The sequence below is a fragment of the Thermotomaculum hydrothermale genome (assembly GCF_016592575.1).
Taxonomy (GTDB): domain Bacteria; phylum Acidobacteriota; class Holophagae; order Thermotomaculales; family Thermotomaculaceae; genus Thermotomaculum; species Thermotomaculum hydrothermale.
The window spans coordinates 1,554,066-1,573,142 of the sequence record NZ_AP017470.1 but is presented as its reverse complement, the minus strand read 5'-3'; the positions used below and the strand labels follow the sequence as shown (position 1 = coordinate 1,573,142).

General features: G+C 34.3%; 17 protein-coding genes and 1 tRNA gene. 4 read left to right on the top strand and 14 right to left on the bottom strand.

From position 1 onward, the window contains the following. Positions 1 to 31: 31 nt before the first annotated feature. The 9 genes from cmoA to TTHT_RS07210 form a co-directional block, all read right to left on the bottom strand. Positions 32 to 754: a carboxy-S-adenosyl-L-methionine synthase CmoA gene (gene cmoA, locus TTHT_RS07250; RefSeq protein ID WP_201327306.1), complete on the bottom strand. Its 723-nt coding sequence runs from the start codon at positions 752 to 754 to the stop codon at positions 32 to 34. Position 755: 1 nt separating this feature from the next. Next, positions 756 to 1,499 (bottom strand): ABC transporter permease, encoded by a 744-nt coding sequence (locus TTHT_RS07245; RefSeq protein ID WP_201327305.1) that lies wholly within the window; start codon positions 1,497 to 1,499, stop codon positions 756 to 758. Beyond that, a complete protein-coding gene (locus TTHT_RS07240; RefSeq protein WP_201327304.1) occupies positions 1,484 to 2,185 on the bottom strand; it encodes an ABC transporter ATP-binding protein in 702 nt (233 codons plus the stop codon). Before TTHT_RS07240 ends, TTHT_RS07245 begins: the two co-directional genes overlap by 16 nt. After that, on the bottom strand, positions 2,182 to 3,153 hold the full coding sequence (locus TTHT_RS07235) for an SDR family NAD(P)-dependent oxidoreductase (protein ID WP_201327303.1): 972 nt from the start codon (positions 3,151 to 3,153) through the stop codon (positions 2,182 to 2,184). Before TTHT_RS07235 ends, TTHT_RS07240 begins: the two co-directional genes overlap by 4 nt. Then, positions 3,150 to 4,004: a hypothetical protein gene (locus TTHT_RS07230; protein WP_201327302.1), complete on the bottom strand. Its 855-nt coding sequence runs from the start codon at positions 4,002 to 4,004 to the stop codon at positions 3,150 to 3,152. Before TTHT_RS07230 ends, TTHT_RS07235 begins: the two co-directional genes overlap by 4 nt. Positions 4,005 to 4,025: 21 nt before the next feature. Next, positions 4,026 to 4,123, bottom strand: a tRNA-Sec gene (locus TTHT_RS07225). A 29-nt stretch (positions 4,124 to 4,152) separates the two neighbouring features. Further along, positions 4,153 to 5,193, bottom strand: coding sequence for an Mrp/NBP35 family ATP-binding protein (locus TTHT_RS07220; protein WP_201327301.1), 1,041 nt, complete (start codon positions 5,191 to 5,193; stop codon positions 4,153 to 4,155). A 95-nt stretch (positions 5,194 to 5,288) separates the two neighbouring features. Beyond that, positions 5,289 to 5,693, bottom strand: a complete 405-nt coding sequence (locus TTHT_RS07215; RefSeq protein WP_201327300.1) for a DUF6677 family protein — start codon at positions 5,691 to 5,693, stop codon at positions 5,289 to 5,291. Next, positions 5,693 to 6,340 carry a hypothetical protein gene (locus TTHT_RS07210; protein ID WP_201327299.1) on the bottom strand — a complete coding sequence of 216 codons (648 nt, stop codon included), beginning with the start codon at positions 6,338 to 6,340 and terminating at the stop codon, positions 5,693 to 5,695. Before TTHT_RS07210 ends, TTHT_RS07215 begins: the two co-directional genes overlap by 1 nt. Positions 6,341 to 6,585: 245 nt before the next feature. On the opposite strand from TTHT_RS07210, the gene TTHT_RS07205 reads away from it, so the two are divergent. The 3 genes from TTHT_RS07205 to TTHT_RS07195 all read left to right on the top strand — a co-directional run bounded on the left by TTHT_RS07205 (position 6,586) and on the right by TTHT_RS07195 (position 10,219). Then, on the top strand, positions 6,586 to 8,709 hold the full coding sequence (locus tag TTHT_RS07205) for a glycoside hydrolase family 57 protein (RefSeq protein ID WP_201327298.1): 2,124 nt from the start codon (positions 6,586 to 6,588) through the stop codon (positions 8,707 to 8,709). Positions 8,710 to 8,777: 68 nt separating this feature from the next. Then, complete coding sequence (locus TTHT_RS07200; RefSeq protein ID WP_201327297.1) at positions 8,778 to 9,458, top strand: hypothetical protein; 681 nt, start codon at positions 8,778 to 8,780, stop codon at positions 9,456 to 9,458. 65 nt (positions 9,459 to 9,523) lie between these two features. Next, positions 9,524 to 10,219, top strand: a complete 696-nt coding sequence (locus TTHT_RS07195; RefSeq protein ID WP_201327296.1) for a ComF family protein — start codon at positions 9,524 to 9,526, stop codon at positions 10,217 to 10,219. Here the strand turns inward: TTHT_RS07195 and TTHT_RS07190 are convergent, their stop codons facing one another. The 4 genes from TTHT_RS07190 to TTHT_RS07175 are packed head-to-tail and all read right to left on the bottom strand — an operon-like array spanning position 10,220 to position 14,159. Then, entirely contained in the window at positions 10,220 to 11,260 is a 1,041-nt protein-coding gene (locus TTHT_RS07190; RefSeq protein WP_201327295.1) for an energy transducer TonB, read from the bottom strand. Then, positions 11,253 to 12,347: a DUF4388 domain-containing protein gene (locus TTHT_RS07185; RefSeq protein WP_201327294.1), complete on the bottom strand. Its 1,095-nt coding sequence runs from the start codon at positions 12,345 to 12,347 to the stop codon at positions 11,253 to 11,255. The genes TTHT_RS07190 and TTHT_RS07185 overlap by 8 nt, the downstream gene beginning before the upstream one ends. Then, positions 12,335 to 13,711 (bottom strand): bifunctional UDP-N-acetylglucosamine diphosphorylase/glucosamine-1-phosphate N-acetyltransferase GlmU, encoded by a 1,377-nt coding sequence (glmU, locus tag TTHT_RS07180; RefSeq protein ID WP_201327293.1) that lies wholly within the window; start codon positions 13,709 to 13,711, stop codon positions 12,335 to 12,337. Before glmU ends, TTHT_RS07185 begins: the two co-directional genes overlap by 13 nt. 1 nt (position 13,712) lies before the next feature. Further along, on the bottom strand, positions 13,713 to 14,159 hold the full coding sequence (locus TTHT_RS07175; RefSeq protein ID WP_201327292.1) for a hypothetical protein: 447 nt from the start codon (positions 14,157 to 14,159) through the stop codon (positions 13,713 to 13,715). Positions 14,160 to 14,307: 148 nt separating this feature from the next. Here TTHT_RS07175 and TTHT_RS07170 point away from each other — a divergent pair, with 148 nt between their 5' ends. Further along, the gene (locus tag TTHT_RS07170; RefSeq protein ID WP_201327291.1) at positions 14,308 to 17,316 is read left to right on the top strand and encodes a PAS domain S-box protein; all 3,009 of its coding nucleotides are present in this window, start codon (positions 14,308 to 14,310) and stop codon (positions 17,314 to 17,316) included. Here TTHT_RS07170 and TTHT_RS07165 read toward each other — a convergent pair. Then, the gene (locus tag TTHT_RS07165; RefSeq protein ID WP_201327290.1) at positions 17,313 to 19,073 is read right to left on the bottom strand and encodes a hypothetical protein; all 1,761 of its coding nucleotides are present in this window, start codon (positions 19,071 to 19,073) and stop codon (positions 17,313 to 17,315) included. The genes TTHT_RS07170 and TTHT_RS07165 overlap by 4 nt on opposite strands. Between the last annotated feature and the right edge of the window lie 4 nt (positions 19,074 to 19,077).

Sequence of the window (19,077 nt, the reverse complement as noted above, 5' to 3'; positions counted from 1 at the left end):
AAAAAAATCAGAATGTTATCTTTTTGGTTTTTTACTTTATCCCAATGAATGAGGTGAAGTTTATCCACTGGAAGAAGGGGGTGGTGTAAGAGAAGCCTGCGTTTTTGAGGAGTTGAATGTTCTCGTTAATTGTGAAGGGGATTAATACATTTTCAAGTGCTTCCCTTTTTTTTGCAATTTCAAGCTCTGAATAGCCCTGTTTTTTCTTGAAGTTATAGTATATTTCAACAAAGTTTCTATTTAGTTTTGGGTGTTCAAATATCACCTTTTCACTCAGTATAAAAATTCCATTTTCTTTTAGTCCGTTGTAAATTTTTTCAATTATCTGCGGCCTTTTCAAAGGCCTTATAAATTGAAGTGTGTAATTCATAATTACCGCATCTGCGTTTTTAATTTCAATCTTTTCAATGTCTGAAACCACAAATTCTATCTTTTTGTTGTAAGCCTTTGCCTTTTCCCTTGCCTTCTCAACCATATCCCTTGAGTTGTCAACTCCTATAAGTTCAGGTTTCTTGTCTTTTAAAATAGAGGCAAGGTAAATCAATGTGTTGCCTGTTGAGCAGCCTAAATCGTAAATCTTTGGATTGTCAGGCATTGTTTTTAAGAGGATTTCCCCTGTTGCCTCTATAACCTGTCGGTAAAAGGGAATTGAGCGGTTAAGCATATCGTCAAATATGTTTGCAACCTCTCTGTCAAATCTGAAATCGCTTTCTATTTTTTCAACCTGGAATATCCTGTCTTTTTTTTCTTCCATTTTATATGTTTACCGTAATGTCTTTGTAAAAGAGTTTTTTCCTTGCAATTAAAAGTGCAACAGAACTTCCAATGCTTACTGCAGATGCAATCATATACATAATTACCAGTTGAAACATTGCAGCCTTCATCGGGGAAGCGCCGGCAATAAGCATTCCGGTCATTGCGCCGGGCAACTGAATAATCCCGACAATCTTTAATGTATTTATTATCGGTGTCATTGCCGCTTTGATTGATTTTCTAACATAAAAAACTGAAGCGTCGCTTGTGCTCATTCCAAGGGATAGTGCAAAGAGTATTTTAGGCAGATTTGATTTTAACTCACTGTGAAACCTGTCAAGTGCAAGGGCAGATGCCGTCATTGTATTGCCTATTACCATTCCCCCTAAAGGGATAAGGAATTTTGGCTCTGGTTTTATAAACCCAACGGCAAGAAGCAAGCCTATTGAAACCGTTGTTCCGCATACAATTCCAATAAAGGAAAACAGCCCTGCGTTTTTTACCTCCTTTGCCCTTCCCTTTGCTGTGTGTGCAGCAATAAGGCTCATTACAAATAGAAGAAGCAACTGTGCCCAGAGTTTGTTAAGGTCAAATATGTAATGAAGGATATAGCCTATTATTACAAGTTGAATTGCCGCCCTGATTCCGCCAACAATTAAATCTTTTTCTGCCTTTAATCTATTAAAGTATGATACTGCAATTGCAAGGATGAGTAATACTGCTGAATATATTACCTTTTCGTACATTGTGATTCATCCTTTCCAAAGCATTCAATTAACTCTTTGATTTTCCCCATCTTTACAATTTGCCCGTCTTTTAAGAATACCCCTCTTTCCCCAACCTCAACAGCATTTTCCATGTTGTGGGTTATACAGATAATTGTTTTTCCCTGCTTTTGCAACTCTTTCATTTTTTTTCTAACCAAAGCTCCCATTGTAATTGACAAGGCTGATGTTATTTCGTCAAGAAGTAAAACTTCAGGGTCTTTTGCTATTGCAAGGGATATTGCTATTAATTGCCCCTCTCCCCCTGATAGATTTTCCGTTTTCTTTTCAAGGTTTGAGTAATCAAGCCCCATTATGTCAAGTATCTGTTTCGGAGTGTATTTCAATTTTAATTTTTCAATATATGTTTCAAGCACATTTTTTACCTTTCCCTCAAAAAGTGTTGCCCCCTGCAAAATCATAATCACCCTTTCTCTCAACTCGTGAATTGGAATTTCCTCAATTGGCCTGTCTTTAAAGAATATTTTTCCCTTTGTGTTTATTTCAAGCCTGTTGAATAGTTTTAAAAGGGATGATTTACCGCTTCCGTTTTCACCTAAAATTACAAAAAATTCATTGGGATAAATTTCAAGGTTTATATTTTCAAGAATTGTTTTGTTTTCCTTTTCAAGATAAACATTTTCAAAGCGAAAAATCGGTGTACTCATTTTATCTCCAGGGAATTAACAAAATCTCTGTTTTCAATATACCACTTAACCGTTTTTTCTATTCCCTCTTCAAGGCTAACTTTAGCCTGCCAGTTTAAAATCTCTTTCGCCTTTTCAACATTTGCCCAGGTGTCTTTCATATCTGCTTTGTGGAATGGTTTGTAATCAATTTTAGTCTTTTTGTTTAACCCCTTTTCTATCAATTCAATCATATAGTTTAACTTTTTCGGGTTGTCGTTTCCCAAATTTATAATTTCATAGCCTGTTTTTGTTAAGGTTGCTTTAAATGTGCCCCTTGCTATGTCGGTTATAAAGGTAAAATCCCTGCTTTGTGTGCCGTCTCCAAAGAGAGTTATTGGCATATTGTTGTCTATCCAGTAAATAAACCTGAAGTATGCCATATCAGGCCTGCCAGCAGGCCCGTAAACTGTGAAGTATCTCAATATTGTTGTGTCAACGCCGTAAAGATGATGGTATGAATAGCACATTGCCTCAGCACCCTTTTTTGATGCAGCATAGGGAGAAATTGGTTCGTTTACCGGTAAATCCTCTTTAAATGGCATTTTCTGGCCGGCATAAAGGGAAGATGTTGAAGCAAGTACAAACTTTTCAATACCCTTTTTTTTCCCTGCTTCAAGAAGGTTTAATGTACCGTAAGTGTTTGTCAGGGAATAAACATAGGGGTTTTCAATTGAATAGCGCACCCCGGCCCTTGCAGCAAGGTTTACTATGTGAGTTATTTTATGATTTTCAAAAAGGCTGTTTACATCCTCTGTTTTTTCAATGTCAAGCTTGTAAAAGGTAAAGTTGTTGTGCTCTTTCAAAAATTTTAGCCTGTACTCCTTCAATTTAGGGTCATAGTAATCGTTTAAATTATCAACACCAATTACCTCATACCCGTTTTCAAGAAAAAGTTTTGCAGTCTGGCTTCCAATAAAGCCGGCACACCCTGTAACAAGTATTTTCATTGGTTTTCCCCTTCATTTGTTTCAATAACAGCAGGTTTCTTTCCTGTTGTTATCTGATTCTTTGAGTAATCAAATTCAGAACCCCAGACAGAGTGGGGGATTAGATATATTGAAAACATTACAATTATGGCTATTGCTGTTGAGACAATGCTTCTCTTTGAGTATTCTCTCTTTAAAAAGAAAAGTGCCGGAAGCCAGAATAAAAAGGCAATAAGTGTTTTATTGTCAGTTAAATCCCAGCCAAAGGGAATGCCTGTCCACAATTCCCCAAAGGCAAATTTTTGAACAATTGGGCCTAAAATTAACCCACCAATGAAGAATAATCCCACACAGGTGTAAACAAGGTTTTTGTATGGCTCTTTGAATATTAAAGCAAGCCCAATCCTTACACACAACAGTAATGAAGAAAACATAAAGATTATGTGGGGAATGAGAATGTATAATGGCACGGCACCCTTAAACCTGGTAACCACGCTTTTTGCAGGGATACTGTAGTACTTTCCGTCAATATTTACCTTAACATAGTATTCTAACTTTCCTGCTGGTGGCTGGTGGGGCAAAAATGCTGTGTAATTTTTGCCTATTTTTTGCATTTTCACTTCCACCCAGTCTTCTTTAACCCTGTACCTTTTGTAAACAAGATAGGCTGAGATAGGTTTGTCCCCTTCAAGGAAAATGCTTACCTCCTGGTCTCCAGGCCCCCCGTGGCTTCTGTTAAAGGTATAGTCAATTTTTACGCCGTCAATCTTTAAATGCCCTGAAACAGGGTAGGTTGGCCCTGTTCTTTTTTGATATATGGCAAGGGTTACTGTAATCAAAAAAGCAAGAATCCATAAAAATGTTTTTTTCATATTAAACCTCTGGGATTAAAATGGCGGAAGCGCGTGGGAATCGAACCCACCGACCTATACCCCCGTATAGGCCCACCGGTTTTGAAGACCGGGGGGGACACCAGCCCCCATTCGCTTCCGTAAGGTATAAACCTTTCAGTAAATTATATTATAAACCGCTTTTCTCCGCAATTATCTTTGCCGTTTCTAAAAATTCCTTTGTAACAGGGGATTCAGGGTACCCAACTACTATTGGCAATCCTTTATCGCCACCTTCTCTAATAGCAGAGTCAATTGGTATTCTTCCTAAAACAGGAAGCCCTAATTTATCACCAGTATCCATCTCATTTCCACTGAAAATAAAGTGCTTTGTTCCGCAGTTGTGGCAGATAAAGTAACTCATATTCTCAATAACACCCATAACTGGAATGTTTAATTTTTCAAACATTGTAACAGCCTTTTTAACATCTAAAAGCGCAACATCCTGAGGAGTGGTAACTGCTATTGCCCCCTTTACCTTAACATTTTGCGCAAGGGATAGTTGAATGTCTCCGGTTCCAGGAGGCAGGTCTATTAAAAGGTAATCAAGTTCTCCCCATTCCACATCTTCAAGAAACTGTGTCAATGCCTTCATTAAGAGAGGGCCTCTCCAGATTACCGGGGTATCCTCTTCTAAAAGAAAGCCTAAAGACATAACCTTTACCCCGAATTTTTCAAAGGGTACAAGTTTTTCTTTTTCATTTACAACAGGCTCTTCCTTTATGCCAAACATCATAGCAATGCTTGGGCCGTAAAAATCAGCGTCTAAAAGCCCAACTTTATGCCCTAATTTTGCCATTGCTATTGCAAGGTTTGATGATACAGTTGATTTCCCAACTCCGCCTTTGCCGCTTCCTATAAGTATGGGGAATTTTACATTTGGGATAAGGTTTTTAAACTCAACTGTACCGTAAGGCTTTTCGTTGACAGAGATATTAACCTTAACCTCTTTCACATTTTCAACAGATTTTATTGCTTTAACAACACTTTCTTCAAGCTCTTTTAAATTGTTTTCAGCCTGCTTTGGTACCTCAACTTTGATGTCAACATTTCCGTCTTCGTCAATTTCAAGGCCTCTAATCCCCTTATATTTTACAAGCGAAACATTTGCGCCCGGGATAATAACTTTATCTAACTTTTCATAAATGTCTATTCTTGAAACTTTAACCATTTGAACCTCCAGAATACTAAATTTTCCGATTGATTATAGCACAGAAAAAGGATAGATTTTTGATTTGAGGCAAATTTTTACTTTTTTTTAAACTTTTATTTCTCTTCCCAGATTGAGTCTTTATGCCTTCCTAAAATATGGTCTGCAACATCAATTATTGCAAAGTAATTTAGAATAGCCCCTGTAAGAATAAATGAAGTGCCGTATTCAAAGGTGAAGGATTTAACAACACCCTCTCTCAATGGAGTGAAGGAAAGTATAAAGTAAACAGGCCCCATCCCCAATTCAAATAAAGAGCCTAATTGAAATAATTGCAACTGGTCTGAGGGGGTGTAAATATGCCCTTTTAAGTAAAGGCCGTATGCTATCATAAAGATTACAATTCCGCCTAAAATGTAGGCCTTTTTCTTTAATCCTAAAAGGTAATGCCCCAATCCAGGAAAAAGCCACGCAAAAATCAGGTATTTATAGTCTTCAAACTCAAGTTTTTCTTTTGTCATTACTTCCTCTTTTTCTTGATTATGTACTTAATCTGGGATTTGCCTATTTCAGGATGCTCCCCCTCAATAAGCAGGGTATAAACTCCATCTGGTAATTCAGGAATTTTAAACTTTGCTTTAAATTTCCCATCATTATCTGTATACCCCTCTGCAAGGAGAGCTGGGTTTGTATCAAGGCTTAAAATCTTAATTAAAATTTTTGTTTTTGGAATTCCATTGTAAGACTCTCTGTTGTAAGCGTTTACAGTAATTTCAACATCTGAATTGTCGTAAAATTCCATTCCCTCTTCATCTAAAAGAAGCACTAAATCATCTTTGAAGGTTGTGGCAAGCAGGTATTCAAGAACAACATCATCAAGGTTTTTATTTGAAATAATGTTTTCAATCTCTTCATTGTCTGTATCGTACTTTCCGGTTTTAATATCCCTTATAACCTTCTGGTGTTGCTCTTCCATCATTTGAGTTATCAAGTCTTCATTATATCCATCTTTTATCTTGTCAGAGTAATCCTGCCTTATAGAGTCAAGAATCTGTCCGCCAACATAGATAAGGGTTTCTATGCGGGGGTTATTTATTCCCTTGTCTTCAGTCTGCACATGAAACACCTTGCCTGCGTGCTTTACATCAGTATTAAACCCTGTAATCATGCTTCCCCTTCGCAAAAACTTTTATCTAACTTATTATAGATTTATTTGTTTTGAATGTAAATAATAAAAAAGGTTATGGTATGTGGGAGATATGTCTATCATTAAAAAATAAACAATTTCCGGTTGTGCGGTGTTTTTCCTGGTTGATTTTTTTATGTTTTTTAATTAGCTTTTTTAACAACAACCAGAAATGTCATTATTTTTTTAATCGCGGTATAATAAAATGGCAATGTTAGGAGTGGTAGATGGGTAAAGCAAAGATTCTTTTTTTATTTCATATGCACCAGCCATACTATGTGGATATAGCAGAAGGAAAGGCTATAATGCCATGGGTAAGGCTTCACGGGATTAAGGGGTATTATGATATCCCCTATCTTATTGATAAACTTAAAAATACTAAAATAACAGTCAACCTTGTGCCCTCATTGATAGAGCAAATAAATCTTTATTCTGAGGGAAAGATAAGTGATTTGTACCTTGATTTAACACTTAAAGACCCTGCTTTAATGAGTGATAATGAGAAACTTTTTCTTATAGACAACTTTTTCTCGGTGAATTTTAAAAACTTTATTGAGCCTAATTCCAATTACAAGAGGCTTTTTGAATTGAGGGGAGACTCAGATGATTTGGATGAATTAAGGAAAAGGCTTTCCTATTTTACAAACTCAGATTTAAGGGATTTGCAGGCATTGTTCAACCTTTCATGGTTTGGTTTTGCTGCAAGAAGGGAGTTTAAAGAGCTTAAAACTCTTTTTGAGAAACAGGGCAATTATTCAATAGAAGATATAAGGCTTATAGTTGATATTCAATTTAAGGTTTTAAAAAGGATTATTCCCCTTTATAGAAAGCTTTTAAAAGAGGGAAAGATAGAGATTTCAATTTCCCCTTATTTTCACCCTATTTTACCCCTCATTATTGATTCTGATATTGGAAAAATTAGTTTGCCTGACAAACCTTTTCCTCCAAAGTTTTCATATCCTGAGCATGCAAGGATGCATGTAACTGAGGGTATCAGGCTTTTTGAAGAGGTTTTCGGAGAGAAGCCTTATGGTATGTGGCCGTCTGAAGGCTCAGTTTCAGACGATGCCCTTGAATTGATTTCAGATTGTGGGTTAAAGTGGATTGCAACAGATGAAGAGATTTTAAAAAAGAGTGGGTTTGGAAACAGGCATAAGTTTGAGTTTTTATACAAACCGTATAGTTTTAGAGATAAATTGTCGTGTTTTTTCAGAGATAGAGAGATTTCAGACAAAATAGGCTTTGTTTATTACAATTTCAAAGTAGATGATGCGGTAAAGGATTTTTTAGCCCATATTGAGAAAATTTATAATTTTAACAAGGATAAAGGTGTTATTGTTCCTGTTATCTTTGACGGGGAAAATCCATGGGAGTTTTATCCTGATTTAGCGGTAAACTTTCTTTTTTCTCTCTTTGAAGGAATTGAGGGGAGTAATTTTGCAGAAACTTCAACCTTTTATCAGGTTGTTGAAAGCTTTAGGGGAGAACGTTTAGAGTCAATCTGGCCTGGTTCATGGATTAATGCAAATTTTGCTATATGGATAGGGCATCACGAAATGAATACTGCATGGTCTTATTTGGGAAGGACTGCTGCCTTTTTTGAAGAGAAGTCAAAAGGTTTTGAAGATGAGGTATTACTTGAAAAGGCTAAAAAAGAGTTGATGGTAGCCGAGGGTAGCGATTGGTTCTGGTGGTATGGAGATGATTTTAAGGTAAAGGGTCAGGAGAAGTTTGATTTGTTATTTTTAAAACATCTGTCAAATGTGTACAGGTTTTTAGGGGAAGAGGTTCCTGTATTTTTAAAAACACCTATAAAGAAGCCTACATCATTGCCAAAACCGAAAATGCCTGTTTCTCTTATCTCTCCCGACATAGATGGGGAAATTACAAACTTCTTTGAATGGAATGGGGCAGGAGAGTTTACCCCTCAAGGTAAAGGGGGGGCAATGTTTGAGGGTGAAACACCTGTTGAAAAAATAATGTTTGGCCAGGATTTAAAAAACATTTATTTTCTTATTGCTTTAAGAGATAAAGTAGAATCAATAAAACTTTTTTTGCAGGACAAAAACTTTTTTTGTCTCAATTTTCCTTTAACTCAGGGCGTTTTTAAAGTTCCTCTTTCTATTTCAAAGGGGAGAGATTTTGAAAATACTGAGTTTTTTGCAAAGGTTGGAGTGGATAAAGTGGTTGAAATAGAAATTAATGGAGATGTTTTTAACTTTGAGGGTAGGGATACACTGAAGTTTGCATTAAGTGTTATGGGAATGAAAGAAACAAGAATTCCTGAATTTGGCTTTTTTGAAACAGGCATAACTTTTCCTCCCTTTGAAAGATTTTTAATCAATTTTTAATTGTTCTTATTTTTTTTTGTTTTTTAATCATTTTTTTTCTTGTGTTAAAATATTAATGGGAGGCATTTATGGTTGTTTCTTACAATGATAATTTACAGTTCGGCAACAGTGTTTTCCATGTGCAAACTGAGTATTACAAGGCAACAGGAACAATTATATGCAATATCTTTAAAGACGGTAAAGCGTTAAAAAAACTTAAAAAAAAGGTTGAAGAAAGCCAGGATTTAAATCAGCTAATTTCCGAGTTTCATGATTTTGTTTTAAACAGATTGAAAGAGGGAGCTAAGCTTAAAGAGGTTAAACAAACTACCGCCTTTAAATTTTACTTTCCTGAAGAATTAAAGGCAAAAATTGTAGATATAATTGCTCCTTATTTTGGTGCGGCTATGAATGTTATATGGAATGATGCCGTAAATAATTCTCCAGATATTGAGGCGTTTGTTTCAAACCTTTTAAATGACCTTGACGAGAATTTGAGGGTAGTGATAGAGCATAAGGTAAGGTTTATAATAGCTAACTCTCTGAATTTTAAGGCAGGGAAAAAGGGTGTTTTTATCGGTAATGTTGAAAGGGACAAGGTTTTGCTTGCAATTTCCCCTTTTTTTGGAGTAAACGCAAACTCTGTTCTTGACATTGCTCAGAGTCTGTACAGCGGAGATATTGATAAGTTTAAAAATATAATTTTGAAAAAATACAATGGAGATAAAGTTTCTGAGCTTGAAAATAGTTTAAACAGGCTTTTCGGTTAAACATTTCTTTTCTTTTTAGCCTCATTTTTGTTTTAATCTTCTAATACTTTTTTTATAATTTTTACATGCTTGAAAAGATAATTTATCCTGAATGTTATTGCTGTAAAAAGGTGGTAAAGAGAATTAAATTTGGTCTATGTGAAGAATGTCTTGGGTCTTTAACTAAAGTTGAGTTTGAATCAAGGTGTAAGTATTGCTCTTTTCCTTTGCCTTCTGGTTCAAATATATGCGGAAGGTGTTTTAAAGAAAAGAGGGAGTTTGACGGGGGATTTTTTCTGTTCCCCTATAATGATTGTGGGAAAGCGCTTATTCATAGTATAAAGTTTAAGGATAAAATTGAATATCTGAAAATCCTTGAATCTTTTAATTTACAAATACACGAGTTTTTGCAAGATAAGGAGATTGAGGTTTTAACTTATGTTCCTTCTTCAATTTACCATTATTTGAAAAGAGGATATTCAGTTCCCAGGGAGATCGGGAAAATTTTATCAAGCAGTCTGGGAATTCCGTTAAAAAAATTGGTTTTCACTAGAAAACCTTTTAAAAAGCTTTTGTCATCAACAAAAACAGCTTCAGAGAGGAGAAAAATTGTAAAGAGTTTTTTCAGGGTAAGGAGCAAACATCAGTATAAAAGTCTGCTTTTGGTTGACGATGTGTTTACAACAGGGGCAACGGTAAATAGAATTTCAAAATTGTTAAAAAGAGAAGAAATAGCGGAAAAAGTTTATTTTTTAACTTTGGCAATGGTTATTGATAGATGATTATTCACTTTCAACAGGGACAATTACAGGCTGCCAGGTTTTAACTGCTGTTTTCCCCTTATAAAGGGGTGGGGAGAATTTCCACTTTTTCACAGTTGTTAATACCCTGTTTATTAAAATTCCCCTGTCCACTTTGTCTTCAGGGATATTTGAAGAAATAAAATAAGCATTTTTTACTTTTCCATATTCGTCTATTAGTGCGTTTACAACTGCAAAACCTTTAACCTTTGAAAACAGTCCCCTCGTTTTTATTTTTGCAGGCATAGATATTAATGGTTTGGCAAGGGTGAGCATCTCTGAAGAGGGCACCAGATCCCCTTCTTCTACTGTCTCAAGTTTATAAATCTTTTTGTTAAGTTTTTCAATTTTAGTTTTTAATTCAAGGTTTTCTTTTAATAGTTTTTGGTTTTTCTTTTGTTCAGAAATTAACTCTGAAATGAGTTTTTTTGAAGCAGTTGACTCCATTGAGAATGTTTCTCTAAGGTTTTTTAAGGTTATTGATTGCTGTTCAAGTTTGTTGGAAATCTCTTTTATTTCTTTATCCTTTTTTGCAATCATTTTGTCTTTCTCTTCAACTATTTTCTCAAGTTTTTTCTTTTCAGTTTCTAATTTTTTATTTTTGTTTTCAAGCCTTTTTAATTCATTTTGGAGGCTGGTTATTTTCTTTGATAATTTTTTAACTTTTTTCTTTTGTTCTTTTACCTGGCTTTCAAGTCTGGTTATGTTTTTTAGCAATTCTTTTTTGTTTTTGCTTGTTTTTGAGAAAACAGACTGAATATTTTCAAGTTTTTGTGAGATTTCTGCCAATTCATTTTCTTTCTGGGACAATTTTTTATTTAAAACTTCTATTTGCTTTTTTAATTTATTAATTTCATTCTGGCGGGTAAATTCTCTGTATCCTAAAAATGCTATCCCTGCTATAAGTAAAACTATAATTAACACATAGATATAGTTCCTGTTTTTTTTAGGTAGTTCTTCTATATTTCTAATCTCAACAGGATTTTCAAACTCTAAATCCTTTAAAACATCTTTCTTATCCATCAAACTTAATTATACCTTTTTGATAAAGTTCAGCAAATATTGTTCTTGCTTTGTTTTCCTTTATTGGAGAAATTTTAATAATTGAGTTTATGTCCCAGCTTCCATTAATCCTTGAAATTAAAAATCCCTCTTCAGGTGAAAAAGTCATTGCAGCAATTTCATTAATTGTTTTTGTTAATTTTGGTATTTTGCTTCCGTCTCCCACAATTTCCTCAACCTTTTTCTGGAGTACTTTGTTTAAATCGTTTGCAAGCTTGGGGTCTCTGTATTTAAAGGATAGTACTTCAATAAGTGTAAATGCTTCTAAAAATGAACCCTGTTCTATTAATTTAAAAACTTTGTTTCTAATGCTTTTTTTGGCGAGCGAAAGGTCTATTTCGCCTGGTTTTTTAAACTTTATATAACCATTCTGGTAGCAATCAAAAAGGTTTTTAAACACATAAAATTCAGGAGAGCGGAATTCCATTGCAATATTTTCAACACTTTTTTTCCCGTTTATGGCTCTCAAAAGTTTGGCATGGTTGGGAGAAAGAGGTAAAGAGTCAACAACTTTGTCAAAGATAATAACTGGAATGTAATCTCTTGAAGGAATTACCTTTCTTATCCTCTCCCATTCGTCAACCCTTCTGGCTGCTTCTAAGATAACTGCGTTAGGATCTACCTCTACCTCCAGCATATCAAGTTCAATAGTTTCTCCAGGGACAAACTCGTATTCCCCTTCTTCCCATGTAAAAGCACTGTATATGGTTTCTTCTATTTTTGTTTTAATAAAGGCTTTCATTTTTTCTTCGCTAACAATTCCTTCTTCAACAAGCATCTTGCCTAACATCATTTTTTTTTCTTTTTGTGCATCTATGGCTTCTTTTAACCCCTTTTCTGTAATTATTCCATAACTTATTAGGAATTGTCCCAGGTATTCGTTTGGGTTTTCTGAAGCAGTTGCTATAATTTTTCCATTTTTAAAATAAACCTTTTTGGTTTCTTTATAATTTGTAATTTTTAAAACACCTGTGTCGCCACTTACAGACAGGAATTGCATTGCATCAGCAATTCCCATTAATTCTAAAGAGCCTTTTAATTGTGGCATTTTTTACCCTTTTTTTTAGGCCAGCCTTCTATTACCTTTTGTTTTGCCCTTGATAAAGCAAGACTACACTCAGGGACATTGTTTGTTATTGTTGAGCCAGCACCTATGTATGAAAAATCTCCTATTTTCACCGGGGCAACAAGTTGAGTATCGCTTCCTATGAAGCAATTTTTTCCTATAATTGTTTTGTGTTTTTTCTCACCGTCGTAGTTGCAGGTAATTGTTCCTGCTCCTATATTTGTGTTTTCTCCTATTTCACAATCTCCCAGGTATGAAAGATGAGAAGCTTTTACTCCATTTTTAAGTATTGCTTTTTTTGTTTCCACAAAGTTTCCAACCTTAACATTGGTCTCAATTTCTGTTCCAGGCCTCAGCCTTGCAAAAGGTCCAATTGAACAGTTAGAGGAGATTTTAGCTCCTTCTAAATGAGAGTATTCAAGAATTGTAGTATTGTTCCCTATTAAACTTTCAATAATTACACAACCAGATTTTAAAACACAGTTTTTACCAATTTTACTTCCCTGTTCAACAATTACTCCCGGGTAGATTATTGTGTCATTTCCTATTTCAACATTATCCTCTATCCTTACAGTTTCAGGTTGATAAATTGTTACACCGTTTGCCAAATGCTTTTCTATATTTCTGTGTATAGCTATTCTGTCAGCATCTGCTAATTGTTTTCTATCGTTTACACCGTAAAAATTTTCTTCCTTTTCTGTTTTGTAAACCACAACCGAATAGTTTTTATGTTTAAGTATTGCAGGTAAATCTGTTAAATAGTATTCCCCCTGCGCATTATTGTTTGATATCTCTTTTAAATATTGAGTTAAAAGGGAATTTTTAAAGAGGTAGATTCCTGAATTTACCAGATTGTTTTTCTTCTCTTCTTCATTTGCGTCTTTTTCTTCAATTATGTTGAAAAACTCTCCGTCTTTTTCAAAAACCCTTCCGTATCCTGCAGGGTTTTTAGTATAAAACGCCAGAATGGAAGCATCGGTATCCCTTTCCAAAGTGAATGTTATAAAGTTTTCTATATCCTCTTTTTCTAAAAGCGGTATATCCCCTGGAGTAATTAAAGTGTACCCTTCTGGATTAGAGTAAAATTCAGAAGCGCACATTACTGCGTGGGCAGTTCCCAATCTCTCCTTTTGTTCAAATAGCTCCACAGGAATGTTTTGTAAAAATTCTTTTGCTTTGTTAATATTTTTGCCTAAAACCACTCCTGTTTTAATTCTTAAGCTTTCCCCTATTCTTAATATTCTAAAAAGTATAGGAATCCCTGCTACTTTATGGAAAACCTTGGGGATTGAGGATTTCATCCTCTTCCCTTCTCCTGCGGCAAGAATAAGCCATTTAATTGTCATTTTATTTCTCCGCTATTTTTACCGCAATGTCTTTTAATAAAGGTTCTTTTAGGGCTAAATGAATAATAGATGGATTGTGACTTATTGCTTTTTGTAAATATTTTTTGGCATTTACATGATTGTTGCTTCCTGCTTCTGCTATTGCGTAAAGATAATAATAGGTATCGGTTTTATCTTTTTTCTTTTTAAATGTTTCTTCAAGTATCTCCTTGCTTTCTTCAAATTTCCCGTTGTTTATAAGGTAAACAGCGTATCCGTAATCGATCTCTTCATTCTTTTTTTCTGTTTCTTTAATTTTTTCTTTACATAAGTTAATAAAACTTTTGCATTTTGCTACAAGTTGAAGATTATCTGTTTGTTCAACAGTTTTATTAAATTTTTCCATAGCTTTTTTATAATCCTTTTTTGCAAGCAGTGATAATCCTTCCTCAAATAATTTTACAGCCATATTACTCCCTCCGTTGCTATCATCTCTTAAAAAAGATTAGCATAATAAAGAGCTTTTTGCAATTTGCCACAATGGGTAGAGTTCTTGTGTTATTTGAATGTTGAAAAAAAATAAATAGATAGTATTATTTAATTACTAAGAGGTGAGAATGAAAAAGAGCAAAGTCCCTTCTATTCTCAATAAATTTTCAGTAGCCTACCTTGTTCAAATACTTGTTGCTTTTACCATAAGCGGTTTTCTTTTTATGGGGGTTTCATATTTTCAAAAGAATAAAACATTTTTAAAGGAGATTAACAGTTATGCTGAATCTTTTGCAAATGTAATTGCATATCCCCTTTGGAGTTATGATTTTGACGCAGTAGGGAGATATACTCAGGTTTTTGCAGAAAACAAAGATGTGTATGCAGTTAGTGTTTTTGATGATGCTGGTAAAACTGTTATTTCCTGGGTTTCTCCATATTCTAAAGAGGCAATTCCCGCAGAATTGAGTAAAAAAATTATTAAGCCTGTTTTTTTTAATAATAAAAAAATAGGTGCTGTGGAGATTCTTTATTCTAAAGAAAGGTTAAAGAGTTTTGTCAATTCTTATATATTGCTAATGCTATGTTTGATTGTTGTGCTTACAATCATTATGTTAATAGGAAGCAGGTATTTAATTAAAAATTATATATTAGTTCCATTTGAAATATTAAGTGATGCTATTGAGGAGGTTGAAAAGGGTAAGTATGAGTATGATGCTATTGGTCGAGATGTGAAATTTAGAGAATTTGGAAAACTTCTAAATGAGATAGAAAAGATGGTAAATGCAATAAAAAGCAGGGAGGATGAATTAAGCGAGGTTAATGAGGAGTTAAGCATACTATTAAAATCGATGCCTGATGGGTTTGTTTTAATGGATTCAGGGGGGAATATCCTCCAGGTAAATGAAAGCTTTGTTGAAATGTTTAAATATTCAGAAGAAAAATTAAAAAATATGAATGTTATGGATTTAAGTGATGAAACATTTTCAAAAAACCTGTTTAAAAATTATTTAGAGGAAGCATTAAAAAATGGGTTAACCAGCTTTCGTTGGATTGCAAAATCCAAAGATGGAAGGTCATTCTGGATATTTGTCAGATTAAGTGTGGTGGTTTTAAAGGGTGAAAAATATTTTATTGCCCTTGTGCATGATATAGACGAAGAGGTAAAATTGCAGGAAAAATTAAAGGAAAGTGAAGAGAAGTTCAGGGCTTTTGCAGAAAATACCAAAGCTGCTGTTTTCCTTTATAGCGAGTATTTTGAATATGTGAATCCAGCAACATGTCAGATATTAGGCTATTCAGAAGAAGAGATGTTAAAAATGCATTTCTGGGAGGTTGTTCACCCGGAAGAACAGATGCTTGTGAAAGAAAGGGGATTAAAGAGGTTAGAAGGAGACGAAGTCCCGCAATCATACGAGTTCAGGATTGTAAGAAAAGACGGCAAAGTGAGATGGATTGAATTTGTTGCTGATCACATAGAGATAAAAAATAGAAAATTAGCATTAGGTACTGCCATTGATATAACCCCAAGAAAGGTTTACCAGGAAGGGCTAAAACAGGAAAAAGAAAAGCTTGCCGCAACTTTACGAAGCATTGCGGAAGGAGTTGTTGTCCTTGACGAAAAGGGAAGAGTAAGTATAGTGAACAAGGCTGCGGAAAAATTGTTTAACCAGAAAGAGAAGGATCTTGTAGGCCTGAATTGCAACGAGGTGCTTTCTTTTTATTTTGAGGATGAATTAGGCACAAGGGAAATTAAGAAAGTTTCCCTGAGTTTTAAAGAAATTATTGAAGGTTATCAGAATGATAAGCTTTTTCTTTATAAAGATAATGGAGATGAGCTTTTTGTCGCTGTTTCAGGCTCTCCTGTCAGGATTAATCAAAAAATTTTAGGGGGTATTGTAGTAATAAGTGATATTACCGAACATGAGATTTACAAAAGAGAAATTGTAAAACAGAAGAAACTTGAATCACTGGCTACCCTTGCTGCTGGTATTGCACACGATTTTAACAATTTACTACAAGTTTTGCAGGGTAATATTGAATTAGCTTTGATTAAGGCGTCTGATGATTTAAAACCTATTCTTGAAAGGGCACAAATTTCTTTAAAGAAGGCAACAGGATTGGCTCAAAGGCTTTTGACTTTTGCCAAAGGAGGAGCACCAATAAAAAAGAAAATTGAAAATGTGGGAGAATTTCTGAAAAATATGGCAAATCTTTTCCTTGCAGGCAGTTCAATAAAGACAATTTTTGAAATTGCTCCTGATCTGTATCCAATTGAAGCAGATCCCACTCAGCTGGAACAGGTTTTTAATAATATTTTTACCAATGCAAGGGATGTTTTAAAAAACAAAGGAACAATTACAATAAAAGCAGAAAACTTTTTCTACGATAAAAAAAAGTATGCTTCATTGCCATTAAAAGAGAAATATCTAAAATATATTCATATAACGATTGAAGATAATGGCCCAGGTATTCCCCATGAGATTCTTGAAAGAATTTTTGAGCCTTACTTTACAACCAAAAAATACGGTACAGGGCTGGGTCTTGCAGTTGCATATTCTGTAATTTCAAAACATGAAGGATATATAACCGCTGAAAATAATCCATCAGGTGGAGCAATTTTTCATATTTATTTGCCTGTAAAAGAAGGGTTAGAGGAAAAACCTAAACCAAAAATTGTAAAAATTGAAGAGAAAGATGTTCCCCATAGTGTTCTCAAAAAAGGTGGGAAAGAGACTATAGAGGATTTTGATTTTTCAAGCTTGAACATACTTTTTATGGATGATGAAGAAGATGTAAGGGATGTTGCCGAGGATTTTGCATATGCTTTAAATTGCAACATAGTATGTGTTGCCAATGGAGAAGACGCTGTAAAAGAGTATAAAGATGCACTTAATAGAGGTGAAAGGTTTGATATTGTTTTTGTTGATTTAACAGTTGTTGGTGGGATGGGTGGAGAGGAAACATTAAAAGAGTTAAAGAAAATTGACCCTGATGTAAAGGTTGTTGTCTCAAGCGGTTATGCACATTCAGCTGCCATGTCTCAGTTTAAAAAGCTGGGTTTTGTAAATGTTCTGCCTAAACCTTATCTGCTTGAAGATTTTAAAAGAGTAATTTTTGAAAGTTTGAGTGATTAAATCAAATTTCTCTTTTTTAATTGTTCTTTTATTTCAGGGCTTATTTTATTTAATAATTGCTCCTGCAAGGATAAGCCAGTTTTGGGGTTTGAGAAAAATTCAATTACCACTGCTATATTGTCTAAATGAATTCCTTTTTCTATAATTAATTTTAGAATAGATACAGGAGTAAGCCTTGAGTGTACTATTCTTGCCACAACATCTTCTCCTGGCTTAAATTCTGTAAGAAGAGTTTCGAGCAGTTTTTCATCGTTAAATATAACACTCCACAGCTCTCTAAAAATTTCTCCGTTTGTATCAATAATAAACTTTGCCTTTTCATAGTTGGACATTTCATTAAATTTTTTCAAAAGGGTAGAGTATGCAACATTTTTGATTTCAATAGAGGCAATCTTTTTATCTCTTAAAACATCAAGCAAGTCTTTTAAATCTGTTAATTCCTTTACAAACTTTAGCCCATATTGTTCAGGGAGGTTTTTGTTATGTAGCATTGTTGAGATAACTTTTATGTCTTTATTCCATTTCGGTGAATTAGCAAGAATTAAAAGCTTTCTTGTATTAAAAGAATGAATAAAAGGGATTAAGTTTTCTCTTTTTAAGTTGGGATTTGCAAGGGCATTCCTAAATACATTTAAATCATTATAGTTTATTAGCATTTCCAATTCTTTCGGGTCATTAGAAAAGGCTGCTCTCTGGATAAGTTTAAATATATCTGATTCTTCAAGTTTCTGGCTTAATTCAATTTCTTTTTCAATTGTCTCTCTCTCAAACAACCCCTTTTTATCCATAAAGTTGTAAACAATCTTTATAATGTTGAGCAAGTTAGGCCATCTTCTCTTAACACCAACGGTAATGTATTGAAGTTCAAGCTCAGAGCAGGTTTTTAGTTCATCAACAATTAATTCTATTGTTTTATCCCTTTCTGAAATATTTCTCTTTAGTTTTGAAAGTTTTTCAAACAGTGTTAACACATGTTCACTCTTCCTTATAGAAAATTTAACAGCTTCAGGAGTTGCACTATGATTTTCAATAGCTTTCCTCACCGATTCTTTGAAAAACCACCTTGGAGTGTTGAAAATATAGGTAATTACTTCAGATTTATCAGTTTTATTTAAAACTTCAATTATCTCTTTTTCCTCAAGGTATCTGTTAGATATAGCTGTTTCCCATACCCTTCTATCAGGATCTAAAGCAAGAGCCATCAACTCTTTAGAGTCCGTAGAGGTTTTTGCCTTTATAATTTTCTCTTCTATAGTTTTTTCATCTATTGAGAGCGATTCTTCTTTCTGGAAGTAGTTTTCGTAGACCTCTTGAACCTTTTTTAGAAAAGCTTCGTCTGTCTCTGGGCAACCCTTTTCAGTTAATGATTTTGTAAGGTATTTTTTGAGAAATTCTTTGTCTATATCCATTAGATGATCAATTATCAGTTTTGCTCTTAAGAGTAATTTTTCTTTCTCCTCTTGGTTTTGAGATTGCCCCGCCTGTTTGAAAAGGTCAATAACACTTAAAACCTTTCTAAAGTAATTTTTTAAACCTGATGGTATCAACTCGTGGTGGGAAAGCACTTCTTTTATCTCAGGCCTGTTGTACCACTTTGGACAGGCCATAATAAAGGCAAGCAAAATAGGGGATGAAGTAAACCTTGCTACATTAAGGACGAAACCTAACTCTTTGTCGGAAAAATCCTGTCTTCTCATTTGATTTAAAACTTTTAAGTAGGATTGCTCAATCTGAGACAGGCTTTCAAATAGTTCCATATTA